Annotated in this window: 23 protein-coding genes, 2 tRNA genes and 1 other annotated feature; of the genes, 15 read left to right on the top strand and 10 right to left on the bottom strand. The window is 62.2% G+C overall.

Annotation, left to right across the window (positions count from 1 at the left end; translation table 11 throughout):
* On the top strand, positions 1-123 hold a 123-nt coding region (locus tag C3418_RS16625; RefSeq protein WP_139700475.1), incomplete at its 5' end, for a transposase.
* A gap of 101 nt (positions 124-224) precedes the next feature.
* Here C3418_RS16625 and cysK read toward each other — a convergent pair.
* Positions 225-1,193: a cysteine synthase A gene (cysK, locus tag C3418_RS16620; protein ID WP_041213300.1), complete on the bottom strand. Its 969-nt coding sequence runs from the start codon at positions 1,191-1,193 to the stop codon at positions 225-227.
* 163 nt (positions 1,194-1,356) lie between these two features.
* On the opposite strand from cysK, the gene C3418_RS16615 reads away from it, so the two are divergent.
* The 3 genes from C3418_RS16615 to C3418_RS16605 are packed head-to-tail and all read left to right on the top strand — an operon-like array spanning position 1,357 to position 4,540.
* A complete protein-coding gene (locus tag C3418_RS16615; RefSeq protein ID WP_103260592.1) occupies positions 1,357-2,199 on the top strand; it encodes a MoxR family ATPase in 843 nt (280 codons plus the stop codon).
* A complete protein-coding gene (locus tag C3418_RS16610; RefSeq protein ID WP_103858907.1) occupies positions 2,200-3,363 on the top strand; it encodes a VWA domain-containing protein in 1,164 nt (387 codons plus the stop codon).
* Between the two features lie 55 nt (positions 3,364-3,418).
* Entirely contained in the window at positions 3,419-4,540 is a 1,122-nt protein-coding gene (locus C3418_RS16605; protein WP_103858906.1) for a beta-ketoacyl-ACP synthase III, read from the top strand.
* 70 nt (positions 4,541-4,610) lie between these two features.
* On the opposite strand, the gene tsaA is transcribed toward C3418_RS16605, so the two are convergent.
* Positions 4,611-5,315, bottom strand: coding sequence for a tRNA (N6-threonylcarbamoyladenosine(37)-N6)-methyltransferase TrmO (gene tsaA, locus C3418_RS16600; RefSeq protein ID WP_103858905.1), 705 nt, complete (start codon positions 5,313-5,315; stop codon positions 4,611-4,613).
* A gap of 316 nt (positions 5,316-5,631) precedes the next feature.
* On the opposite strand from tsaA, the gene C3418_RS16595 reads away from it, so the two are divergent.
* Positions 5,632-6,627, top strand: a complete 996-nt coding sequence (locus C3418_RS16595; RefSeq protein ID WP_103858904.1) for an NAD-dependent epimerase/dehydratase family protein — start codon at positions 5,632-5,634, stop codon at positions 6,625-6,627.
* A 70-nt stretch (positions 6,628-6,697) separates the two neighbouring features.
* Here the strand turns inward: C3418_RS16595 and C3418_RS16590 are convergent, their stop codons facing one another.
* The 4 genes from C3418_RS16590 to cydD form a co-directional block, all read right to left on the bottom strand.
* Entirely contained in the window at positions 6,698-7,084 is a 387-nt protein-coding gene (locus C3418_RS16590) for a DUF488 domain-containing protein (RefSeq protein ID WP_042864202.1), read from the bottom strand.
* 8 nt (positions 7,085-7,092) lie between these two features.
* Positions 7,093-7,464, bottom strand: a complete 372-nt coding sequence (gene rcsF, locus C3418_RS16585; protein WP_010673578.1) for an Rcs stress response system protein RcsF — start codon at positions 7,462-7,464, stop codon at positions 7,093-7,095.
* Positions 7,465-7,571: 107 nt separating this feature from the next.
* Positions 7,572-9,317 (bottom strand): cysteine/glutathione ABC transporter ATP-binding protein/permease CydC, encoded by a 1,746-nt coding sequence (gene cydC, locus C3418_RS16580; RefSeq protein ID WP_103858903.1) that lies wholly within the window; start codon positions 9,315-9,317, stop codon positions 7,572-7,574.
* On the bottom strand, positions 9,310-11,085 hold the full coding sequence (gene cydD / locus C3418_RS16575) for a cysteine/glutathione ABC transporter permease/ATP-binding protein CydD (protein ID WP_042864200.1): 1,776 nt from the start codon (positions 11,083-11,085) through the stop codon (positions 9,310-9,312). The genes cydC and cydD overlap by 8 nt, the downstream gene beginning before the upstream one ends.
* 201 nt (positions 11,086-11,286) lie before the next feature.
* On the opposite strand from cydD, the gene C3418_RS16570 reads away from it, so the two are divergent.
* Both C3418_RS16570 and C3418_RS16565 read left to right on the top strand, forming a co-directional pair.
* Positions 11,287-11,360 (top strand) — tRNA-Gly (locus C3418_RS16570).
* A gap of 94 nt (positions 11,361-11,454) precedes the next feature.
* Positions 11,455-11,529, top strand: a tRNA-Gly gene (locus C3418_RS16565).
* Between the two features lie 147 nt (positions 11,530-11,676).
* Here the strand turns inward: C3418_RS16565 and arcA are convergent.
* Positions 11,677-12,396 (bottom strand): two-component system response regulator ArcA, encoded by a 720-nt coding sequence (gene arcA, locus C3418_RS16560; RefSeq protein ID WP_010673581.1) that lies wholly within the window; start codon positions 12,394-12,396, stop codon positions 11,677-11,679.
* Positions 12,397-12,781: 385 nt separating this feature from the next.
* Here arcA and C3418_RS16555 point away from each other — a divergent pair, with 385 nt between their 5' ends.
* Both C3418_RS16555 and C3418_RS16550 read left to right on the top strand, forming a co-directional pair.
* Complete coding sequence (locus C3418_RS16555; RefSeq protein ID WP_082180751.1) at positions 12,782-13,180, top strand: DUF3293 domain-containing protein; 399 nt, start codon at positions 12,782-12,784, stop codon at positions 13,178-13,180.
* 107 nt (positions 13,181-13,287) lie between these two features.
* The gene (locus tag C3418_RS16550; protein ID WP_048208766.1) at positions 13,288-13,767 is read left to right on the top strand and encodes a putative 4-hydroxy-4-methyl-2-oxoglutarate aldolase; all 480 of its coding nucleotides are present in this window, start codon (positions 13,288-13,290) and stop codon (positions 13,765-13,767) included.
* A 3-nt stretch (positions 13,768-13,770) separates the two neighbouring features.
* Here the strand turns inward: C3418_RS16550 and C3418_RS16545 are convergent, their stop codons facing one another.
* Complete coding sequence (locus C3418_RS16545; protein WP_103858902.1) at positions 13,771-14,247, bottom strand: hypothetical protein; 477 nt, start codon at positions 14,245-14,247, stop codon at positions 13,771-13,773.
* A gap of 166 nt (positions 14,248-14,413) precedes the next feature.
* Here C3418_RS16545 and C3418_RS16540 point away from each other — a divergent pair, with 166 nt between their 5' ends.
* Positions 14,414-14,803 (top strand): META domain-containing protein, encoded by a 390-nt coding sequence (locus tag C3418_RS16540; RefSeq protein WP_039039356.1) that lies wholly within the window; start codon positions 14,414-14,416, stop codon positions 14,801-14,803.
* Positions 14,804-14,905: 102 nt separating this feature from the next.
* On the opposite strand, the gene aceK is transcribed toward C3418_RS16540, so the two are convergent.
* Entirely contained in the window at positions 14,906-16,633 is a 1,728-nt protein-coding gene (aceK, locus tag C3418_RS16535) for a bifunctional isocitrate dehydrogenase kinase/phosphatase (RefSeq protein ID WP_103858901.1), read from the bottom strand.
* A gap of 194 nt (positions 16,634-16,827) precedes the next feature.
* Between aceK and C3418_RS16530 the strand changes: the two genes are divergently transcribed.
* The 5 genes from C3418_RS16530 to C3418_RS16505 all read left to right on the top strand — a co-directional run bounded on the left by C3418_RS16530 (position 16,828) and on the right by C3418_RS16505 (position 23,705).
* Positions 16,828-17,535, top strand: a complete 708-nt coding sequence (locus C3418_RS16530) for a tRNA/rRNA methyltransferase (RefSeq protein WP_103858900.1) — start codon at positions 16,828-16,830, stop codon at positions 17,533-17,535.
* A gap of 72 nt (positions 17,536-17,607) precedes the next feature.
* Positions 17,608-17,738: a sequence feature (Thr leader region), on the top strand.
* 57 nt (positions 17,739-17,795) lie between these two features.
* Positions 17,796-20,255: a bifunctional aspartate kinase/homoserine dehydrogenase I gene (gene thrA / locus C3418_RS16520; RefSeq protein WP_041214768.1), complete on the top strand. Its 2,460-nt coding sequence runs from the start codon at positions 17,796-17,798 to the stop codon at positions 20,253-20,255.
* 13 nt (positions 20,256-20,268) lie between these two features.
* Complete coding sequence (gene thrB / locus C3418_RS16515) at positions 20,269-21,249, top strand: homoserine kinase (protein WP_010673589.1); 981 nt, start codon at positions 20,269-20,271, stop codon at positions 21,247-21,249.
* On the top strand, positions 21,246-22,520 hold the full coding sequence (gene thrC, locus C3418_RS16510) for a threonine synthase (RefSeq protein ID WP_052814833.1): 1,275 nt from the start codon (positions 21,246-21,248) through the stop codon (positions 22,518-22,520). Before thrB ends, thrC begins: the two co-directional genes overlap by 4 nt.
* 804 nt (positions 22,521-23,324) lie before the next feature.
* A complete protein-coding gene (locus C3418_RS16505) occupies positions 23,325-23,705 on the top strand; it encodes a hypothetical protein (protein WP_049636634.1) in 381 nt (126 codons plus the stop codon).
* A 160-nt stretch (positions 23,706-23,865) separates the two neighbouring features.
* On the opposite strand, the gene C3418_RS16500 is transcribed toward C3418_RS16505, so the two are convergent.
* Entirely contained in the window at positions 23,866-24,126 is a 261-nt protein-coding gene (locus tag C3418_RS16500; RefSeq protein WP_258040094.1) for a hypothetical protein, read from the bottom strand.
* Positions 24,127-24,231: the final 105 nt, after the last annotated feature.

Below are 24,231 nucleotides of genomic sequence, written 5' to 3'. Positions count from 1 at the left end.
ACGAGTGTGCTGGAAGGGGTGAACAACAAGATCAAAGTGATAAAGCGTATGGCATATGGATTTAGGGACTCAGAATACTTTTTTCTGAAAATCAAGGCGGCCTTCCCCGGAAAGCCGCGATGAACCAAAAATAAGGGGCCGAGTGGCACTGGTGGCTAGAGAGTTTAGCGCATAATGAAAACGGCGCTCCGAGGAGCGCCGTCGTTTTGGTGTTGGCTGATCAACTACTGCTGCAATTCCTGCTCGCTGAACACTCCGGCGAAGAGGGCGCTGGAGAGGTAACGCTCGGCGGCGCTTGGCAGGATGACGACGATCGTTTTCCCTTCGAACTCCGGCAGCTCGGCCAGACGGTTGGCAGCGACCACGGCAGCGCCGGAGCTGATACCGGCCAGGATCCCTTCCTCTTCCATCAGGCGGCGGGCCATCTCGATGGCTTCGTCACTGCTCACCTGCTCGACGCGGTCCAGCAGGCTCAAATCCAGGTTGCCCGGGATGAAGCCAGCGCCGATGCCCTGGATCTTGTGGGGACCGGGCTTTATCTCTTCACCCGCCAGTTTCTGGCTGATGACGGGGGATTCGCTGGGCTCGACCGCTACGGAGACGATGGCCTTGCCCTTGGTCTTCTTGATGTAGCGGGAGACCCCGGTGATGGTGCCGCCGGTACCGACGCCCGCCACGAACACATCCACCTCGCCATCGGTGGCGTCCCAGATCTCGGGGCCAGTGGTCTGCTCGTGGATTTCCGGGTTGGCGGGGTTTTCAAACTGTTGCAGCAGTACGTACTTGCCCGGTTCGGATTCGAGGATCTCGTTGGCCTTGGCGATGGCGCCCTTCATGCCGAGGGGACCTTCGGTCAGCACCAGGTTGGCCCCCAGGGCCTTGAGCAGTTTGCGGCGCTCCAGGCTCATGGTGGCTGGCATGGTCAGGGTGATGGGATAGCCGCGGGCCGCAGCCACGAATGCCAGGGCAATGCCCGTGTTGCCGCTGGTGGGCTCAATGATCTCCTTGCCCTTGGTCAGCACGCCGCGTTTCTCGGCATCCCAGATGAGGTTGGCACCGATCCGGCACTTGACGCTGAAACTCGGGTTGCGGCTCTCGATCTTGGCCAGCACGCGGCCCTTGGTAACACGGTTGAGACGAACAAGCGGGGTGTTGCCTATGGTCTGGCTGTTGTCCTCAAAAATTTTGCTCATGGTGCTATCCCTGTGTTTGTTAAGGCGATGAAACAAGATTACCCTGTGGTTTCTGAATGAGAAGTGACGAATCGTTATAACAATATGTTATTACAACATATAGAACTTATTCTCTCTTGCCGAGGGGGCTCCCGCTGCCTGGGCATCCAGTGGAAGGGATCTCATGGGATTTGCAGGAAGCGACCGCTATCTCGCATCACAGGCACTGAAGATGGCCGTCGATGCCGCCATCGTGCTGGAGAAGCCGCTGCTCATCAAGGGTGAGCCCGGTACGGGCAAGACAGTGCTGGCGGAGGCGGTAGCCAAATCTCTGGGCGCCGAGCTCATCAGCTGGCACATCAAGTCCACCACCAAGGCCCAGCAGGGGCTCTACGAATACGATGCCGTCGCCCGGCTGCGAGACTCCCAGCTCGGTGACCCCAGGGTAGGGGAGATAGGCCACTACATCCGCCGGGGCAAGCTGTGGCAGGCCTTCAGCGCAGAGCGGCGGCCAGTGCTGCTCATCGATGAAATCGACAAGGCGGACATCGAGTTTCCCAACGATCTGCTGCTGGAGCTGGATCGGATGGAGTTCGATGTCTACGAGACCGGCGAGCGCGTCAAGGCGCGCCAGCGCCCCGTGGTCATCATCACCTCCAACAACGAAAAAGAGCTGCCGGACGCCTTCCTGCGCCGCTGTTTCTTCCACTACATCCGCTTTCCCGACAAGGCCGAGATGCAGGCCATCGTCAAGCTCCACTACCCAAACCTCAAGGAGCGGCTGCTCGACGAGGCGATGACGCTCTTCTTTGAGCTGCGTGCGGTAGAGGGGCTGCGCAAGAAGCCGTCCACCTCCGAGCTGCTGGACTGGATCCGGCTGCTGTTGGCCGACGACATCGCCCCCGAGGCCCTGCGCACCCGTGAGCCCGGCAAGCTGGTGCCCGCCCTCTATGGTGCCCTGCTCAAGACGGAGCAGGACTTGCACCTCTTCGAGAAGCTCGCCTTCCTGGCGCGCCGCGGCGGCTGAATGCTCATCGACTTCTTCCTTCACCTGCGCCGCCACAAGCTTCCTTGCAGCCTGCGGGAGCTGCTCGACCTGCACGGGGCGCTGGCGGCCAGACTGGCCAGCCTCGACATGGACGAGTTCTACCAGCTATCCCGCTGCCTGCTGGTGAAAGACGAGGCGCACTACGATCGCTTCGATCGCGCCTTCGCCGAGTATTACGAGGGGTTGGCCGCCATCCCCCTGTTGCCGGAGACCCTGCCTGACGACTGGCTACGCAAGGAGTTCGAGCGACTGTTAAGCCCGGAGGAGAAGGCGTTGCTCCAATCCCTTGGCGGGCTCGACCAGCTGCTGGAGACCCTCAACCAGCGGTTAAGCGAGCAGAAGGAGCGCCACGCCGGCGGCAACAAGTGGGTCGGCACTGGGGGCAGCAGCCCGTTCGGTCACGGCGGCTATCACCCGGAAGGGATCCGCATGGGGGGAGAGGGCCAGCACGGGCGGGCGACCAAGGTGTGGGAGGCGCGCCACTTTCGCAACTTCAGTGACGACTCGCCCCTGGGGCAGCGCGCCATCCAGCTCGCCCTGCGCAAGCTCAGGCGCTGGGTGCGCCGGGGCAATCCCGACGAGTTGGATCTCGACGACACCATCCAAAGCTCGGCCAGGCAAGGCTGGCTCGATGTGAAGCTCAGACCCGAGCGCCACAACGGGGTCAAACTGCTGGTCTTCTTCGACGTAGGGGGCTCCATGGATGCCCACGTGGCCGAGGTGCAGCGCCTCTTTTCGGCCCTGCGCCACGAGTTCAAGCACCTGGTGTTCTTCTATTTTCACAACTGCCTCTACGACTTCGTCTGGCAGGACAATGCCAGGCGCCTTGATGATCGGCTCGATACCTTGCGGCTGCTGCGTACCTACGGCAGCGACTACAGGGTGATGGTGGTGGGGGATGCGAAAATGGGCCCTTATGAAATCACCTGGCCAGGTGGCAGCGTAGAGTACTGGAACGAGGAGCCCGGCCAGGTGTGGCTCGGGCGCCTGCAACAACATTTCCCCAAGATGGTGTGGGTCAATCCGCTGCCAAGGCAGGAGTGGCTGTGGCACCCCTCCATCAAGTTGATGAACGAATTGATCGGCGGGCGGATGCACCCGCTGACCCTGGCGGGTCTGGCTGCGGCCATCGACCAGCTGTGACCCTCTGAACCCTAAAAAACAGACAAGCCGGGATTGCACCCGGCCAGGAGCAAAGATGACCTCTATCGTAATCAGTGGCTCAGGCCTCTATACCCCTCCCTTTGCCGTCAGCAATGAAGCGCTGGTGGCGGCCTTCAACCAGTACGTGGATCTCTACAACGAGGAGAACGCCTCCGCCATCGATGCAGGGCAGCTGCCTGCCAAACAGCACTCGAGCTGCGAGTTCATCGAGAAGGCCTCCGGCATCAAGAGCCGCTATCTGGTGAGCAGCGAGGGGGTGCTGGATCCCGACATCATGCAGCCGCTCATGGCGGAGCGCCCGGACGATCAGCCCTCCATCATGGTGGAGATGGCGGTGGCGGCCGCTGAGCAGGCGCTGATCGCCGCCGGTCGTGAACCGGGGGAGATCGATCTTGTCATCGTCGCCGCCTCCAACATGCCGCGCCCCTACCCGGCGCTGGCCATCGAATTGCAGCACTATCTCGGCGCCAGCGGCCTGGCATTCGACATGAACGTGGCCTGCTCTTCCGCCACCTTCGGGATCAAGACCGCCGCAGACATGCTGGCGGCAGGCACCGCCCGGCTGGCGCTGGTGGTCAATCCGGAGATCTGCTCGGGTCACCTCAACTTCCGCGATCGGGACAGTCACTTCATCTTCGGTGACGCCTGTACCGCCGTGCTGCTGGAACGGGAGGCCGATTGCCAGGTGGCCAACCCCTGGCAACTGGTGGCCAGCAAGCTGGTGACCCAGTACTCCAACAACATCCGCAACAACTTCGGCTTCCTGAACCGGCTCAGCCCGCGCACCCGCTACGGCGACGACAAGCTGTTCCGCCAGCAGGGGCGCAAGGTGTTCAAGGAGGTGCTGCCCCTGGTGTGCGATCAGATAGCCTCCCAGCTGGTGGAGCAGGGATGGGTGGCCGATGGCTTGAGCCGGCTCTGGCTTCATCAGGCCAACCTCACCATGAACCAGTTCATCGGTCGCAAGTTGCTGGGCTATGACGCCAGCCAGCAGGAGGCGCCTGTCATCCTCGACCGCTACGGCAACACCAGCTCGTCGGGTTCCATCATCGCCTTCCACCTCTTTAACCAGGATCTGCCGAGCGGGGCTCGCGGGGTGCTCTGTTCCTTTGGCGCCGGTTACTCCATCGGCAGCCTGCTGCTGCAGCGGCGCTGAGCACCCTGTTTTGCCCATAAAAAAGCCACCCTCCCGGGTGGCTTTTTTCATGCTGCCAGAGAGGCTTTTTTCAAGCAGGTTCGATGGTAATTACCTGACATTGCGGTTCTTTTATCTGAAATCGCACGTTCACATCGAACAATCTAACACCGTACACCTTGTCATCCGGCTTGCCCTTCTTGTAAGCAGGGCGGGGATCCTGGGCCAGTACCTCCCTCACCAGTTCGCGCAGCTCCGGGTGGGCCTTGAGCCAGGGGGCGAGCTGCTGCTCGGCCTGGGCGCTGAAGCTCACCGCCAGCGGCGGGGTGGGGGCATCGGGGGCGAAACCGCCACGGGCGTGGGGCAGGCTGTCGGCATAGGGGACATAGGGCTTGATGTCGACAACGGGGGTGCCGTCGAGCAAGTCCACGGCGCCCAGCTCGAGCCAGAGCTTGCCGCGCTCACGTCCCACCCCGTGCAGTTCGACCACGGAGAGGCCGAGGGGGTTGGGGCGGAAGGTGGAGCGGGTGGCAAAGACCCCGACCCGCTCGTTGCCGCCGAGGCGCGGCGGGCGCACCGTCGGGTGCCAGCCCTGATCCATGGTCTGGTGAAACACGAAGCTGATCCAGAGATGGGAGAATTGCTCGATGCCGCGCAGCACATCGGGCTGATCATAGGGAGGAAGCAGTTCGAGGCGGGCGCGAGCCGCGCTGACCAGACCGGGCTGGCGGGGTATGGCGAACTTCTCCTTGTAGGGAGAGCGGATGATCCCTAGGGTATCGATATCGAACTTCATGGCGGATCCTGGCTGAAAACCCGGGCAATGTAGCACAGGCACGCCGAAAACGCAGGGGGAGCTCCAGGACGCGGCCCCTGTGATCCCGATCCCAGACCCGGTGCCTGGGGGCTGTGTCCTGGTGCCAACTTGCGTAGGGTGGGGCGGCAAAAGGGGTGGCGGGGGAGCGGGCAAGGAGCCTGCTGCCCGCACCATGACGATATGCCTGGCGGCATCAGGGCGTGCCTGGGACGTGTGCTCACCATGCCAGGCCATGGCCGTTTCGGCTGCCCGTGGAGGGGCTGCAAGGAGAGGGCGCCATAGAGGAGAGACAGGGATGAAATTGTTGATTATCGGCGGCACCGGCTTTCTGGGTCGCCACCTGACCACGCTGGCCCTGGATTGGGGGCACGAGGTGACGCTGTTCAACCGCGGCCACCGCCAGCACCCGGATTGGCGGGAGCTGACCCAGCTTCACGGGGACAGAGACGGGGACCTGGCCCCCTTGCGGGGCGAGGGGCGGCACTGGGATCTGGTCATCGACACCTGCTGCTATCGACCCGAGCAGGCCGAAGGGCTCTCTGACGCCCTGCTGGGGCGCTGCGATCGGCTCATCTTCATCTCCACCATCAGTGTCTATCGCGATTTTTCCCAACCCGGCATGGATGAGTCGGCCTCCTTGCATGAGATGGCAGGAGCGCCCACTGACTACGGTCCCCTCAAGGTGCTGTGCGAGTCGGTGTATCGCGCCCGCTGGGGAGATCGCCTGTGCACCCTGCGCCCCGGCGTGCTCTGCGGCCCCTTTGACCCGACCGCTCGTCTTGCCTGGTGGGTGAGGCGGGTGCAGCGGGGCGGGCACTGGCTCTTGCCGGGGCTGGGAGAGGACAGGCTGCAATACCTGGATGTGCGCGACTGCGCCGAGTTCGTGCTGCGTGCTGCCGAGCAGCGACTCGCTGGGTGCTTCAACCTGATCAAGCCCGGCATCGCACTGAACGACTGGGTGGAGCGCCTCGCTGCCCGGCTGACGCCAGTGACCCCCTTGCAGCTCGAGTGGGCTCCCTGGCGTGACCTGATGGCGGCAGGGGTGGCGCCCTGGCAAAGCTATCCCACGCTGCTGCCAAACGAGCTGCCCGAGTATGCTGGGTATGGCACCATCAGCGCCGAGGCCGCCATCGTTCATGGGCTGAACTTTCGCCCCCTGGAGGAGACGGTTGACGATCTGGTGGTATGGCTTGCCAGCAACCCCCGGGGGCCGCTGCCGGGCATGACCCATGATGAGGAACAGGCCTTGCGACGACGAGTGGAGGTTTCCTTGTCATCGAATGCGTACTAGCCGACATCATAAAGAAGAGGGCACCCCGGGGTGCCCTCTTCTCATGTGGAGTGTTCATCCATGACGGGGCTCAGCGCAGCAATGCCCCCGCCTCGGCCAGCAGGGCCCTCAGCACACTGCGATGGCAGCGGGACTCCTGTTCGCAGTAGCACCCCACCGAGAAATGGGTAGTGTGGGAGAGGGCGGCCAGCAGGGCCAGATCGTGCTTCGCGGCCGGGGCGGCCATCTCGGCCTTGTATTGCTTGCAGAAGGCGGTCCACCGGGCCGGGGTGTCGGCAGTCTGACCGAGTTTCATGGTCTCGGCGCTGGGGGCCAGATTGGGGAACCAGACGTCGTACCAATCCTGGCTGGCGAACGCCGCTTTGGGCACGCCGCGAGGGGGGCGACGCACGGTACCGATGCGAAGCCCCTCATCCTCGAGGCGGGGGCTGCCGAGTCGCACGATGGCGATCGCCATGGCAGGACTTACTTCTCTTCGGCCACTTTCAGCGCCTGACCGTAGCAGATCACCTGCTTCAGGCAGCCGGGCACGTCGCTGAACTCGGCGCACTTGTCGAAGCTGACGCCGTTGCCCCCCATGTCCGCCACGCGGCGGCGGGCCAGGGTGCGGGCTTCACCGGCATTGGGCACCGCCTGGTTGGCATCGCTCTGGCAGGATTCCCCCTCGACGGTGCCGAGGTAGAGGTAGTTGAGGTCGGCGAGCTCGCTCTGCTCGTAGATCCGCACGCTCCCCGGCTTGAAGTACTCGTCGAAGTTTTCCTTGTCCAGATTGCTGTTGAAGGCGAAGTCGGCGCAACCGGAGGCAATCAGGGGCATCATCAGGATCAGGCGTTTCATATCGGCATCTTGTTGGGTGGCGAGTGGGCCATTATAGGGGGCAGTCGCCGATGGCGACCAGCCCCATTTTTAGCCATATCAATGGATTGTAGCGAGACGACCCCGGATCAGGCGGGGGCCAGTCGCCGGTGCAGGCTGCGGTAGTGATCATCTTCCAGTAGCTCCTGGTGGGGGGCACACAGACGGATGCGACCCTCTTCCATCAGGGCTACCCTGTCCATCCGTTCCAGCCCCAGCAGGCGGTGGGAGATGAGCAGCAGGGTGCGATTCGCCCCCAGGGTCAGCAGCAGATCCATGATCTCCCGTTCGGTCTGGGTATCGAGCCCTTCGGTGGGCTCGTCCAGCAGCCAGAGCGGTGCATCGTGGAGCAGGGCGCGGGCGATGCCGATGCGGCGGCGCTCCCCGCCGGAGAGCGGACGCCCGCCATCCCCGAGCCAGGCATCCAGCCCCTGTTCTGCCTGCTCACCCTCATCGCGCAGCAGAGTCCCGAGCCCCACCTGGGTGAGCACCTCGATGAGCCGTTCGTCGCTGGCTCCGGGGGCGGCCAGGGTGAGGTTGCCACGCAGGGTATCGGCAAACAGGTGGACCCGCTGGCTCACCACGGAGCAGGAGGCGCGCAGCGCCTCTTCGCTGTAATCGGTGAGGGGCTTGCCATCGAGCAGGATCTCCCCCGATAGGGCCGTCCACTCCCGGGTCAGCAACCCCATCAGGGTGGACTTGCCACAGCCGGTCTGCCCCAGCAGCGCCAGCTTCTCCCCGGCATGCAGTTGCAGGGTGCACCCTTGCAGCACGGGAGCATCCTGGCCTGGATAGGTGAAATGCAGATCGCTTATCTGCACGGCACCCCGGGCAGCGGGGGCTTGCTGTGCTCCCCACTCCGGCGCCTTGGCCTCTTGCAGGATCTCGTTGAGACGGCGGGCGGAGGTGAGGCTGGTGGAGAGGTGCTGGAAGGCACCGGCCAGCGGCAGCAGCGCCTCGAAGCTCGCCAGGGTAGCGAACACCATGAGTGCCGTGATGGGGTCAGGGGCACTGCCACCGACGCCGTGACCGGCCAGCCAGAGCATCAGGGTCAGAGTCCAGCCGCTCAGCAACTGCACCGAGAAGGCGGCCAGGCCGCTGACGCGGGCCATGCGGGCCTGGGCCCGGATCAGGGCCTGCTCCGCCTGCTGCAATCCGGTGAGCGCCTCGGGAGCGGCGGCGAACATCTGCAGTTCGGCTTGGCCGTCCAGATAGTCCACCATGCGGGTACGCAGGTTGGACTTCTCGGCGATGAGCTGGCGGCCCGGCGCGCGCCCGGCAAAATAGAAGACCAGGGGCAAGGCCAGCATGCCAAAGAGCAGAATGGCTCCCAGCGTCAGCGCCAGGCGACCATCGAAGAAGGAGAGGAAGAAGACCAGCCCGGCGCAGCTCAGCAGCGCCGCCCCAATGGGGGTGATGAGGCGCAGATAGACGTGATCCATGGCATCGATGTCGGCCACCAGACGGTTGAGCAGGTCAGCCTGGCGAAAACCGGCAAGGGAGCCGGGGGAGAGAGGGGAGAGCTTTTGCCAGAACCAGACCCGCAGCCGGGTCAGCACCCGGAAGGTGGCGTCGTGGCTCACGACCCGCTCGCCCCAGCGACTGGCGGTGCGCACGATGGAGAAGAAACGCACGCCCCCCGCAGGGGTCATGTAGTTGAAGGTGTCTCGGGTGGCGACCGCCAGCCCGGCGACGGCGGCGGCGGAGAGGAACCAGCCGGAGAGGGAGAGCAGGCCCATGCCGGCCACCAGGGTGACCAGGGCCAGCAGCAGGCCGATGGAGAGGCTGAGCCAGTGCTGGCGATAAAGGCGCAGGAACGGCAATAGATCAGTCATCGAGAGAGTCTCCGAAACCTTGGGATTGCGACAGGAGGCGGGCGAAGGGGCCCTGGGCCTCGCCGAGTGCGGCAAAACGTCCCTGCTCCACCAGCTTGCCGTGCGCCAGCACCAGGATGTTGTCCATCTGGCTGAGCTGATCGAGGCGGTGGGTGATCATCAGCAGGGTCTGACCTTGTGCGGCCTGTTCGAGGGCGCTCATGACGGCTCGCTCAGAATGGCGATCCAGGCTGGCAGTGGGTTCATCCAGCACCATCATCTGGGTCGTCTTGAGCAGGGTACGGGCAAGGGCGATGCGCTGGGCCTGGCCGACGGAGAGACCGCCCGCCTGATCCCCGACCCGATAGTCCAGCCCTTTCTCATTGACGAACTCCCAGGCCTGGGCGCGCTTGAGCGCGGCTTCCAGCTCGGCGTCGCTGGCGGATGGTCTGGCCAGCAGCAGGTTGTCCCGCAGGGAGCTGTGGAAGAGTTGGGGATTCTGGGAGAGCCAGCCTAGCTGCTGGCGCCACTGGCTGATGTCCAGGGTACGAAGCTCCACTCCGTTGACGCACAGGGAACCGCGATAGGGGGCAAAACCGAGCAGGGCATTGACCAGGGAGCTCTTGCCCGCGCCACTGATGCCGACCAGGGCGGTGCGCGTGCCGGCTTCCAGCGTGAAATCGAGGGGACCGACCAGCACCTTGCCCTCGGCGCTCAGCACTTCCAGGCTGCGGGCTTCTACCTTGACGGGGCCATCCGCATGGAAGGGGAGCGTCCCGGAGGCGGGTTCGCTCACGTCGGCCTCGAGAAATTCCAGCAGTTGTTCGGCGGCGCCAATGGCCTGTGCCTTGGCGTGATAGTGGGCACCGAGTTCCCGCAGCGGCGCGTAGAACTCGGGGGCGAGGAAGAGCACGAACAGGCCGGTAAAGAGGGTGACCTTGACGCCATAGCTGCCAAAGTTGAGGTGATCGATGTAGGAGAAACCGAAGTAGACGGCCACCAGGGCCACCGCGATGGCGGCGAAGAACTCCAGCACGGCCGTGCTCAGGAAGGCGAGGCGCAGTACCTCCATGGTGCGCTCGCGAAAATCTTCCGATGCATCGCGGATGGCCTCCCCTTCCGCCCGGGTGCGCATGAAAAGCTGCAGGGTGCGCAGCCCCTTGAGGCGATCGAGGAAGTGGCCTGAGAGGCGCGCCAGCGACTGGAAGTTGCGGCGGTTGGCATCGGCGGCGCCCACCCCCACCAGGATCATGAAGAGAGGAATGAGGGGGGCGGTGCCGAGCAGAATGAGGCCCGCCGCCCAGTTCACCGGGAACACGGAGACCAGGATCACCAGGGGAATAAAGACGGCGATAGCCATCTGGGGCAGATAACGGGAGAAGAAGTCTTGCATCTCTTCGATCTGCTCGAGCAGCAGGCTGGCCCAGCTACCGGCAGGGCGACGCTGGATATAGGCAGGGCCGAGCCTGGCGAGGCGGGTGAGCACCAGCTCGCGGATGGCCTGGCGCACCGCACTGCCCGCCTTGAAACTCGCCACCTCGCGGCCATAGGCCAGGGCCGCCTTGGTCAGGGTCACCAGCAACAGACTGATGAAGAGGGGAGCGGAGTGCTCCGGCGTGGAGCCTTCGATGATGAAACCGTGCAGCAGGGTCGCCAGCAACCAGGCCTGCATCACCATCAGGACGCCCTGACCCAGCCCGAAGGCGATGGAGATGCCGATCCAGCGCCGACCATGGCCCGATTGTTTGCGCAACCAGCCATAGAGATGTTTCTGTCTGTTCTTGTCCATTACCACCCTCCTCAAACGAGTGGCGCAAGACTATCGTCGCCCCCACGGCTTGGCAACCTTGCAGAACCGGGCGGAGGAACATCATTGTGTGAAAAATCGGCTTCATGCTCATTAGTTGGCCGAACAGCTTGATTTATGGCAAAAAATGCGAGGTCGGTGATTGCGCTCGGCGGCAAAATGCATATAGTAGAGGCCACTGACGCGGGTGTAGTTCAATGGTAGAACGGTAGCTTCCCAAGCTGCATACGTGGGTTCGATTCCCATCACCCGCTCCACATTCCAGATAGCGGCACGCGCCGTTGTCCATATCAGCCAGATGGCTGTCTGTCGTGGGGATTCCCCATCACACCAAGCACGTTTTGATGCCTAGCGGGCATCGTATAATGGCTATTACCTCAGCCTTCCAAGCTGATGATGCGGGTTCGATTCCCGCTGCCCGCTCCAGTCTTCACACAAAAAGCCCACTCCTGCGAGTGGGCTTTTTGTTGTCTGTTTTTTGATGCCGGCGAGAGTGCCAGAGCGGCCAAGCTGAAAGGCGCAGACATGGAAAAGGCGCCACAGGGCGCCTTTTCAACTCGGGAGTGGGGAGGATTACTCCTGCTCCAGCTCGCCGCAGAAGCGATAGCCTTCGCCATGGATGGTGGCGATGATCTCCGGGGTGTCGCCCACGCTCTCGAAGTGCTTGCGAATACGGCGGATGGTCACGTCGACGGTGCGGTCGTGGGGCTTGAGTTCGCGGCCCGTCATCTTCTTGAGCAGCTCGGCACGGGTCTGGATCTGGCCCGGGTTCTCGCAGAAATGCAGCATGGCGCGGAACTCGGAGCGGGGCAGCTTGAACATGTCCCCTGCCGGGCTGACCAGGGCGCGGCTGTTGATGTCCAGGGCCCAGCCATTGAACAGATAACGTTCTACCAGCTTCTTCTCTTCGCCACCGGCGGCCACGTTCATGGTACGGCTCAGCAGGTTGCGGGCACGGATGGTCAGTTCACGTGGGTTGAACGGCTTGGTGATGTAGTCATCTGCGCCGATCTCCAGCCCCAGGATCTTGTCCACTTCGTTGTCGCGACCGGTCAGGAACATCAGGGCGATGTTGTCATCTTCACGCAGCTCGCGCGCCAGCAGCAGGCCGTTCTTGCCCGGCAGGTTGATGTCCATGATCACCAGGTTGATGGTGTGGCTGGTCAGGGCCTGGTGCATCTCGTCACCGTTGTTGGCTTCCAGCACGATGTAGCCTTCGGCTTCGAAGATGCTCTTGAGGGTGTTGCGGGTGACCAGCTCGTCTTCGACGATCAGAATATGTGGTGTTTGCATGAGTATTCCCAGATTCTTATCAGTTAATTATCGAAATTTTAACACTCTTTGGCGTTATCCGACCGGTCCTGAAAATTTATTACGTCATCCTGGGTATGAATATCAGGTCGAATCATCGCGAATTTGGTAACTATGTCGGCAAGCATCCCTGTGCCGTACATGGGCTCTCAACAAGTCTGAACAAGAGAAGCCCGGAGAGGTAGTCCATTACAAAAGTTGCTGCATTTTATCAGTTAACAGGCGCATAACAACACTCTTTGCCGTCAGATAGCAACTTTTTAACTCAGCTTTGATATAAGTCAATCCCCGAGTTCGCTGCATCATACTTGGGCTGACCCGCTTTTTCGCCCTTAATAAATGTAATGGGATGTAACATGTGGTTGACATGACTTTGTGGGAAAACTACAGAAAAGTGTGCTTCATCGCCCCCTTTGCGCCTCCCAGCTGCCCAGCCTATGCCATTGTCACGGCCTGGAACCCGGCCAGCCGGTGGGTGGGGCTGCGCCGCAATGCCCGTCGCCAGCGAGCCCTTGTCCGGCAAGTGGGTGAGTGTCCCGTCATGGGAGAGGTCTGGGGGAGCGATGAGGATGAGCGCTGGCAGGAGGCGTCGCTATTGTTGCCGCTTTCGCTGCCAGAGGCGATCCGGCTGGCCGCCCGATTTGGCCAGAATGCCCTCTATTGGGTGCGTGAAGGAGAGCTCTGGCTGGTGCCCGTGTTGCTGGAAGGGCCGCCCTGTCATCTGGGGGCGCTTGCGTCCCGCTGGCGGCTCAGGCCTTCGGGCTGACATGGCCCCCCGCCATCCGCACAGGGCACCCGGCCGGTGGATTGTCAGCGCCCCGACATGATGAAAGAATGAGCGGACACATTTCACTCCATGGAAGGATGATGATCATGCTGGACCTGCTGCCCGACCTTTGCGATGAACATGGCGATGCCCTTAGGATCGCTGACCCCCTGTTTCAGGACTATGGTGGCAAGGCGCTGTTTTACGGCGAGGCCGTGACCCTCTCCTGCTTTGAAGACAACAGCCTGGTGCGTGATCTGGTCAATCGTCCCGGCCATGGCAAGGTGATGGTGATCGACGGGGGCGGCTCCCTGCGTCGGGCGCTGCTCGGGGATCAGCTGGCCATCAAGGCGGTGGAGCAGGGGTGGGAGGGGATCCTCATCAATGGTGCCGTGCGGGATGTGGGGACGCTGGCGACCCTGGCGCTGGGGGTCAAGGCCCTGGCCCCCTGCCCGGTCAAGACCGAAAAACGGGGCCTGGGCACGCTGGACACCGTGGTCTCTTTTGCCGGTGTGACCATAGCGCCCGGCGACTATGTCTACGCCGATCTCAACGGTGTGCTGGTGAGCGGCGCCAGGCTCCTCTGAACCTCAAAAGTTGAAGCCCACTCCCAGAGTGAGAAAGTGTTCCGTGCTGAAGGCACTGAGTCCGTAATTGGCGGTGATGGCTAGGGAGGGGGTCACCAGCAGGCTGCTGTTGAGCTCAACCAGGGTGCTGGCCTTGCTCACCTCCAGTTGCTTGAGCTGGCTGCCGATGTTGAATGACGGGGAGAGGCGATAGCGCACCCCAGAGCTGATATTGAACCCGGCCTGCCCGCTCTGGGGACCGATGGCGGGGCCGGCCTCCATGTAGAGGCTGATGTCATCCTGAAGCGGGTATTGGTAGCCGGTATTGATGAGCCAGAGGTCGAAGTTGTCGCCAAGATGGCTCTGGTTGCCGAGCAGTACGCCGGAATAGCTTTTGACGTAGAGCGGGTTGTCCGATTCGGTCTGGAGAAAACTCCAGTCGGCGGCCTGAGCCGAAAAGACGAGGCTGGATGCCATTGCGATGACGAGAGACTTGACCATTCGTTTCCCCTCCCTGGGTCCGAACAGGACTACAAGCATGGCACATGCCAGCGGGGAGTAAAGGGAACCCCGATCACAATAAAAGAGTTTTGATTGACGCCGCAGTCATGGCACACAGGCCCCTCACTCCGTGTCGTTACGACACGCTCCATCACGAGGTGAACTGATGAACAACAAACTGATCCTGCTGGCCGCTCTGGCCCTGGGAGGCTGCGCCATGACTACGGGCTCTACGCTGGCACAATTGCAGGCATCGACCTGGCAACTGCAAGGGGCGAGCGGTGATACCTTCACCCTGCAGGTCGCCGGTGACAAGGTGGCGGGCAAGGGCGGCTGCAACCGCTACTTTGGCGGCATCACAGAGCAGGGTGACGGCGTGTTGACGCTGGGCGCCATGGGTTCGACGCGCATGATGTGTGCGGGGGATCTGGCCGGCAAGGAGATGAACTACCTGCAGACCCTGGAGAAGGTGGCGAGCTTCCAGATCAGCGGCAAACAGCTAGTACTCAAGGATGCCGACAAGGCCACCTTGCTGACCTTTGACGCCGTGAAATAAGCCGGGATCTCGTCAAAGGCTGTCGCAGGCGGCCCCTGCGCCAGCGTGCAGAAGAATGTGAAAAGGGACGCCATGGCGTCCCTTTTTGTGCCTGATGCCGGGTCATCCCCCTCGCTGGAAGCGAAACCGCTTCTTGCGCCGGTAGGGATAGACATCCTCGAACATCCCCTCCTTGATGTTGCTCTGCAGCATCTTCCAGTAGTTGGCATCGAAGAGCTCCTTGTGCAACTGCATCATGATCTCCCGCACCTGGGGTTTTTGCAGCAGGAAGGTGGCGAACTCCTCCGGGAAGATGTCGTTGGGTGCCACCGAATACCAGGGTTCGGCGCTCCACTCGTCCTCCGGGTAGCGCGGCGGCGGGATCTGGCGGAAGTTGCACTCCGTCATATAGCAGATCTCGTCGTAGTCGTAGAAGACCACCCGGCCGTGGCGAGTCACCCCGAAGTTCTTGAACAGCATGTCGCCGGGGAAGATGTTGGCCGCCGCGAGCTGGCGGATGGCGTTGCCGTACTCCTCCAGGGCGAGGCGGGTCTGCTGTTCGTCCGCCTGATCCAGATAGAGGTTCAGCGGGATCATCTTGCGCTCGGTGTAGAGGTGTTTGATCACCAGCTTGTCGGCGGTGAGGGTAAGCGCAGAAGGCGCCACAGCCTTGAGCTCGGCCAACAGCTCCGGCGAGATGCGATCGAGGGGAAACTCGAAGTTGGTGAACTCCTGGGTATCTGCCATGCGGCCCACTCTATCGTGCTGTTTTACCAGCCGGTATTTCTCCTTCACCTGCTCGTGGCTCACCTCCTTGGGCGGGGTGAACTCGTCTTTTATCACCTTGAACACCACATCGTAGGAGGGGAGGGTGAACACGCTCATCACCATCCCCTTGATGCCGGGCGCAATGACGAACTGCTCCCGGCTCTGGGCCAGGTGCTGCTGGTAGTGACGATAGAGCTCGGTCTTGCCGTGTTTCTGGCAGCCGATGGCGTTGTAGATTTCATAGTCCGGCTTGCGGGGCATGATCTGGCGAAGGAAGGCCACAAAGAGCGCCGGCACCGGGGCATAGACCATGAAGTAGGCGCGGGCGAAGCCGAACACGATGGAAGCCAGCTCCGGCTCGAAGATGACGGTGTCCACATAGATGCTCTGACCGGTGCTGAGCAAGGGCAGGATGAAGGGATAGACTTCTCCCTTCACCCGGATGAGCCCCACCAGATAGGCTCCCTTGTTGCGATAGAACACCTCCCTGAGCAGCTCGATGGCGAAGGGCTCCTCGTGCAGGATGGCCGGGCCGCTCTCTGCCAGATGGCGGTGGATATCCATGATGTCCCGCTGCTTGTCTTCGAAAGGGAGGGTGAAGCTGTAATCCCCGAGCAGCTGGCTCAGGGTCTGGGGCAGGTGGGAGAGATCGGTGCGATAGATACGCAGCAAGGATCCCAGGTCAGGCTTGTCACCCCGGCTCACGAAGGGGTGGATATAAAGGTTCTCGTCGCGGATGTTGCGATGGCGGAAGATGCGGCGATAGACGGAATTGAAGAAGGACTCCGCCACCTCGAAGTTCTCGCAGCGGGGCAGGAGATCGCTGAAGGCGCCTTTCACCTGCTTGAGCAGGGCCTGGGTCGGCAGCTGCTCCCCCATCATCTGCTTGATGAGGGCAGTGGTGGCGCCGACGTGATGATCATAGAGGCGAATGCGCTCGCGCCCGGCGAGCTGCACTCCCAACCAGTCGCTGTTCTCGAAGCGGCTCTTGCTGCCCTGGGTTATCTCGAGAAAGCGGCTGTAAAACGACTCGAAACGCTGCAAGATCGTCTCGGCGACCGCCTGTTCCAATGGCTGCTGCATCTCTCTCTTCCTTGTGATGTATCGGGCCCATGGCGTCTGTGCCGGTAGGCAAGGGGCTCACTCGTCCGGCCACTATGGCAACATCCAAACATCTGTTCAAGTGGCAATGTTCGGGGATAAACGGTAGATTGCGCCCCTGTTTTGCCGGCGGTTTGCTGCAGTTCGCGGCATCGGCCCTGTTCAGGAGAAACCCGATGAAACTCTATTTTGTACTGGTGGCCCCCGCTCGCGCGGCGAACGTGGGGGCGGCCGCCCGCGCCATGAAGACCATGGGCTTCGATGCCATGCGACTGGTGGGGAGCCGGGTGCACGAAGAGGAGGAGGCGAGCTGGGTCGCCCACGGTGCCCAGGAGATCCTGGCGGAGGCCCAAGCCTTCGACACCCTGGAAGAGGCCCTGGCGGACATGGATCTGGTGGTCGCCACCACGGCCCGCCAGCGCGGCCGCTATCAGCACTACCTCACCCCGGCGGACATTCGCGACCAGATCCGGGCCAAGCCCTCCCTTGAGAAGGTGGCCATCGTGTTTGGCTGCGAGGAGTCCGGGCTCTCCAACGAACAGCTCGCCCAGGTGGATCTCATCAGCTACCTGCCTCTCAAGGTCTCATACCCGTCCCTGAACCTGGGTCAGGCGATCATGTTGTATGCCTATGAGCTGAGTCCGCTGCTCGATGACCAGAAAGTGAGCGACGAGCAGGACGTAGCAGAAAATTTCGAGAGTGCCGGGCAGGTTCGTGTGCTGAAATCAAAAACAGCAGAATTACTTGGTGAACTCGGAGTTTCGCAGGATGAAAAACTGCATCAATGGGTGATGGACCGAGTGCCCATGCTGCCGCAGCGGGATCTCAATATGCTCCATCTGCTCTGCAAAGACCTTGCCCGCAAGTTTGGCAAGGAGGTTTAGGTTGACAGCCCCTCGCCGGGCGCGGTATTGCTAACAACCAGATTCGTTCAAGAGTGTTCGTCATGCAGCTATTCACCAACATCATCACCACCACCATTATTACCGGTACCACCACAGGTGGCACTGGGGCCGGTTGATGCGCTGACGAACAAGCACAGAAATCAGAAAAAGGCCCGTACCCACCCAGTACGGGCCTTTTTTGTTGGATTGTTTTTAGACCTATTAGCAGATCAATTTGCAGGGAATACAGGGAGATAGCGATGAGAGTGTTGAAATTTGGCGGGTCGTCACTGGCCGACGCAGAGCGTTTCTTGCGGGTTGCCGATATCGCGGTGAATACCCATGGCCAATCCCAGGTGGCCCTGGTGCTGTCGGCACCGGCCAAGGTGACCAATCACCTGGTCGCCCTGGTGGAACAGACCAGTCGCGGCATGGATGCAAGCAGTACCCTGTTCGAGATCAACGGCATCTTCTCCCGCCTGCTGGCCGGCTTGAAGGCCGCCTATCCCGCGCTGGATGACAAGGCGCTGCAGGCTCGTTTGACCAGCGAACTGGATCAGGTCGAGCGGCTGATGCAGGGTATCCGTCTGCTGGGGCTGTGCCCGGACAACGTCCAGGCCCGCATCCTGAGCCGTGGCGAGAACCTCTCCATCGCCTTCATGCACGAGCTCTTGCGGGTGCGCGGCCTCGAGCTGGATCTCATCGTGCCCGAGCAGTTGCTGGTCACCGATGGCGGCTACCTCGAAGCCCATGTGGACATCGAAGCTTCCCGGGTGCGCTTCGCCGCCAAGGGCCTGCGCTCTGATTGTCTCTACCTGATGCCGGGCTTCACCGGTGGCAGCGACAAGGGCGAGACCGTGCTGCTGGGCCGCAACGGCTCCGACTATTCCGCAGCCGTCTTGGCCGCCTGCGTCGATGCCGAGTGCTGCGAGATCTGGACCGACGTGGAGGGCTGCTACAACTGCGACCCTCGCCTGGTACCGGATGCCTACCTGCTCAAAACCCTCTCCTATAAAGAGGCGATGGAGCTCTCCTACTTCGGTGCCAAGGTGCTGCACCCGAAGACCATCGCCCCCGTGGCCCAGTTCCACATTCCCTGCCTCATCAAGAACAGCTTCAACCCTCAGGGTCCGGGTACCCTCATCGGGGTCGATCAGGGGGATGACGATCTGAAGGTGAAGGCCATCTCGGATCTCTCCGGCATGTGCATGTTCAACGTCTCCGGTCCCGGCATGAAGGGCATGGTAGGCATGGCCGGTCGTATCTTCTCCGCCGTCTCCCGCGCCGGGGTCAGCATCGTGCTGATCACCCAGTCGTCCTCCGAGTACAGCGTCAGCTTCTGTATCCACAGCTACGACAGCGACAAGACCCGCAAGGTGCTGGAGCGCGAGTTCGAGCTGGAGTTCAAGAACCAGTTGCTGGACCCGCTCGAGATCATGACCGATCTCGCCATCATCTCCCTCATCGGTGACGGCATGCGCACCTCCAAGGGGATGGCGGCGCGCTTCTTCACCTCCCTGGCCCAGGCCTCCATCAACATCGTCGCCATCGCACAAGGGTCGAGCGAGCGCTCCATCTCCGCGGTCGTGCGCTCCGGCAAGGTGGCGGAAGCCATCAAGGCGTGTCACCAGAACTTCTTTGGCAGCCAGCAGTTCATCGATCTCTTCGTGGTCGGGGTGGGCGGCGTCGGTGCGGCCCTGGTGGATCAGATTGCCCGCCAGCAGCCGGTACTGGCCGAGCAGGGCACTGGCCTGCGAGTAGTGGGTATCGCCAACAGCCGCCAGATGGCGGTCAACAAGGATGGTCTGGCCCTCGCCAACTGGCGTGAACAGCTGGTGGAAGCCCAGGGCAGTTTCAGCCTGGAGGCGGTGAAGAAGCTGGTGGAAGAGAGCCACCTCATCAACCCGGTGATCGTCGACTGCACCTCGAGCGAAGCCGTGGCCGTCCAGTACGCCGATTTCCTCGGGGCAGGTTTCCACGTGGTCACCCCGAACAAGAAGGCCAACACCGGGTCGCTCGATTACTACAAGGCGCTGCGCCGCACCGCCCGCCAGACCCGTCGCAAGTTCCTGTACGAGACCAACGTGGGCGCGGGCCTGCCGGTCATCGAGAACCTGCAAAACCTCATCAAGGCCGGTGACAAGCTGCGCGCCTTCGACGGCATCCTGTCCGGGTCGCTCTCCTTCATCTTCGGCAAGCTGGACGAGGGGATGGCCTTCTCCGAGGCCACCCAGATCGCCCGCGGCAACGGCTTCACCGAGCCGGATCCCCGCGATGACCTGAACGGCATGGACGTGGCTCGCAAGCTGCTCATTCTGGCCCGCGAGGCCGGCATGGCGCTGGAGCTCTCCGATGTGGAGGTGGAGCAGGCACTGCCGCCGGGCTTTGACGTGAGCGGCGACGTGGAGGCCTTCATGGCCCGCCTGCCCGAGGCCGACGGCTGGTTCCGCGACCAGTTCGCGGCGGCCCAGCGTGAAGGCAAGGTGCTGCGTTACGTCGGCTCCATCGAGGGTGGCAAGTGCAAGGTGGCCATCAAGGCGGTGGGTGGTGACGAGCCCCTGTTCAAGGTAAAAGACGGGGAGAACGCGCTCGCCTTCTTCTCCACCTATTACCAGCCCATCCCCCTGGTACTGCGCGGCTATGGCGCAGGGACCGAAGTGACCGCCGCCGGTGTCTTCGCCGATGTGCTGCGCACCCAGAACTGGAAGCAGGAGCTGTAACATGAGTTCAGAGATGAACCCGAATGTAGAAATCGGCGGTAGCGTGGTGGCCTATGCCCCGGCCTCCAGCGCCAACCTGAGCGTGGGCTTTGACGTCCTGGGGGCGGCGCTTGCCCCCGTGGATGGCTCCCTGCTGGGTGACCGCGTCCAGGTCAAATCGGCAGAGGTGCCTTTCGCTCTCTCTTCCGTGGGCCGTTACGCCCACAAGTTGCCGGACGACCCGAAAAAGAACATCCTCCACGACTGCTGGGTCGCCTATGGCGAGGCGCTGGAGAAGCGCGGCCTGGGTCTCAAGCCGCTGGAAATGGTGCTGGAGAAGAACCTGCCGGTGGGCTCGGGCCTGGGATCGAGTGCCTGCAGCGTCGTGGCGGCGCTGGAAGGGCTCAACGCCTTCCACGGTGCGCCCCTGAATGAACACGACCTGCTGCTGCTGATGGGGGAGATGGAAGGGAAGATCTCCGGCTCCGTCCATTACGACAACGTGGCGCCCTGTTATCTGGGCGGCATGCAGCTGGTGCTGGAGGAGGGGGGCGTCATCAGCCAGGGCATCCCGGTGTTTGACGAGTGGTACTGGGTGGTCTGCTACCCGGGCACCGTGGTCTCCACCGCCGCCGCCCGCGCCATCCTGCCGGCCCAGTATCGCCGCCAGGACTGCCTCACCTATGGCCGCCGGCTGGCCGCCTTCGTGCATGCCAGCTACAGCCGCCAGGAAGGGCTGGCCGCCAGCGTCCTGAAAGACGTCATCGCCGAGCCTTATCGCGCGGCCCTGATTGAAGGTTTTAACGAGGTGCGGGCCCAGGGGGCCCAGAACGGGGCGCTGGCCACCGGCATCTCGGGGTCCGGTCCCACCGTGTTCGTGGTGATGAAGGATCTGGCCCAGGCCGAACGCATGAAAGAGTGGATGGAAGCGCACTTCGTGCGCAATGAAGATGGATTTGCCCGGGTCTGCAAACTGGACATGGCCGGGGCACGGGTAACAGGAAGCGAGCTATGAATCTTTACAACATCAAGGACAAGAGTGAACAGGTGAGCTTCGCGCAGGCGGTGCGTCAGGGTCTGGGCCGCGAGCAGGGGCTCTTCTTCCCAGAGACCCTGGAGCCGCTGGCCGACGTGGATGCCCTGCTGGATCTGCCGCTGGCCGAGCGCTCGGCCCGCATCCTGAGCCACCTGCTGGGTGACGAAGTACCGGCTGCCAAGGTGAGCGAGCTTATCGACGCCGCTTTCACCTTCCCGGCGCCTCTGGTGAAGCTCAAAGATGGCACCTATGCCCTCGAGCTGTTCCACGGCCCGACCCTGGCGTTCAAGGATTTCGGCGGCCGCTTCATGGCCCAGTGTCTGGCTGCGTTCAGAACCAATGACAAGATCACCATTCTCACCGCCACCTCCGGCGACACCGGCGCCGCCGTGGCCCACGCCTTCTACGGCCTGGAGGGGATTGAAGTGGTGATCCTCTACCCCAAGGGCAAGATAAGCCCCTTGCAGGAGGCGCTTTTCTGCACCCTCGGCGGCAACATCCGCACCCTCGCCATCGACGGTGACTTCGATGCCTGCCAGGCGCTGGTCAAAGATGCCTTCGACGATGAAGGGCTCAAGACCGCCATCGGCCTCAACTCCGCCAACTCCATCAACATCAGCCGCCTGCTGGCCCAGGTTTGCTACTACTTCGAAGCCGTGGCCCAGTTGCCGAAAGCCGATCGCGCCAAGGCGGTCATCAGCGTGCCGTCCGGCAACTTTGGCAACCTCACCGCGGGTCTCATCGCCAAGGCGCTGGGGCTGCCGGTGAAGCGCTTTATCGCCGCCACCAACGCCAACGACACCGTGCCGCGCTACCTGAAAACCGGCCAGTGGGAGCCGCACCAGACGGTGGCAACCCTGTCGAACGCCATGGACGTGAGCCGCCCCAACAACTGGCCGCGGGTGGAAGAGCTGTGCCGTCGCAAGGGCTGGGCGCTGGAAACCTTGGGCTCAGGGATGCGCGACGATGCCCAGACCCGGGATGCGTTGCAGCGCCTGCATCAGCTGGATTACCTGTGCGAGCCCCACGGGGCGATTGCCTGGGATCTGCTGAACGAGCAGCTTGGGCAAGACGAGGTCGGTGTGTTCCTCTGCACCGCCCATCCGGCCAAATTCAAGGAGTCGGTGGACGAGATCCTGAATCTGGATGTGCCGCTGCCGGGCCCGCTCGCCAAGCACGCCGAGTTGCCGCTGCTCTCTGTTAATTTGCCAGCGGAGTTTGCCCGGTTAAGGACGTTTTTGGTGGGGTAAGTAGCTGAGCTGAGATAACCGATAGAAATAAAAATCCCCCGGTAACGGGCAATGCTGTTCACTTAAGAGAATTTGAGTTCCAGTCCACGTAGTATCAGGACAAAAAAGCGAGGGAGGCATGATGCCTCCCTCTTTCTATTGCAAGCCCCGCTGGATAAAGGCTGGAGGAAGATCGACTGGACACAGCCTTGCCCCCTCAACTCAAATCCAATTTATGAATAATCAGTCAAAAAAGTGCTTATCTGAACAGCATTGCCGGTAACGGGGGATTTTTATTATCATCTGATGAAGGGTATTTCGTATCGGTGGCCCATTACTCCCTAGGGAAGGTGCGAATAAGTCATATGGCACGAGAGCATTTACTGGTAACCCATTGATATTAAATGACTAAAATTTTCATTTTTTGTTCGTGGGATACTTGTTCGCACTTTCCCAAGGCGTAACGCCACCAAAACCCACGCTACCGCCCGTGGATTACAGCTTCCAATGCGCTCCATTAACCAGCGGGCGGGGCCCGAATGGTGCAGTAGGCGCCGAATGGCCAGCATATCCTCAAGCCTCATACGCAAACCAGTCAAAAGTTGACGCAACCGCAGGGAATGACTGGATTTTTTGCGCCAGCTCAACAATTGAAGTGAAGGCGCCGGGTGGCCGGAGCGGGGGCAAGGAGGGGGTTGTCGAGAAGGAAGGGGCATTTTGTTGTCACGGGGAGGGGGGACTATAGTGCAGCGAGGCGAGGGTGCCTCGTTTGGCCCGCGTGAGTGGGGGCCAATCACAATGGATAGAACAATGGGAGTGTGACATATGAAGCGGATCCTGATGGTGTTGAGTCTGTGTGTGACGGTCATGGGCATGGGAATGGGGGTAGCCCAGAGCGCGACCTCTGGCGCGCAGCAAGAGTGCGAGGCCCAGGCGGCGGTGAAGAAGCTGGCGGGCGCCGCCAAGACCAGCTTTGTGGGCAAGTGCGTCAAGGATGCCTCTGCCAGTGCCAAGGCAAGCCAGTGCGAGAAAGCGGCCGCCGACAAGAAGCTGGCCGGTGCGGCCAAGAACAGCTTCGTTCAAAAGTGCCTGAAGACGGACGGGGCCGCCGACAAGGCGACCCAGTGCGAGAAGGCGGCGGCGGACAAGAAGCTCGCCGGGGCGGCCAAGAACAGCTTTATCCAGAAGTGCGTGAAAACCGCCTGAGCCGGTTGAGGCTCTGACACCAACGCTGGTTGAGGCAGTGACGAGAAAGGGGCCCTGGGGCCCCTTTCTCTGTTGTGATGGGTGGTGGGGGCTGCCCTCGCCGCCAGTGTGCCCGGCCATAAGCTCCGGGCGGGGAGCTAACTTGATCCCTGCCTGGTCATCACTCTCCCTGGGTTGGCTGGGTATGTTCGGGGGCGCTGCTAAGCAGATCCTGCCCCTCGTCCTGGCTCAGCACCAGATAGCGCTCGTACTGGCGCAAGACGTCGGCACTCAGCTCGTCCCGGGTCAGGTACTGGATGTCGTACCCGGCGCGGCCATCGGCAAAATAGGTGATGGGCTCGAAGATGCGGGCCTCGGGATCGTGGTTGTGGGCCGCCTCCAGGGGGTTGAAGGCGGGGGCGGGGCTGGCCTCGATGCGCACCCCGTAGCAGAAGTACCGGCGGCCTTGCTGGGGTACCAGAAGATGTCACTGATCCGGCCGATCCTCTTCGGCCCGGCTGGGGATGCCACGTGCAGCGAACCACTG

Origin of the sequence: Aeromonas sp. ASNIH8 (assembly GCF_002919855.1) — a bacterium.
In the GTDB taxonomy this organism is placed as follows: domain Bacteria; phylum Pseudomonadota; class Gammaproteobacteria; order Enterobacterales; family Aeromonadaceae; genus Aeromonas; species Aeromonas caviae.
This window is presented reverse-complemented; position numbering and strand designations above follow the sequence as displayed.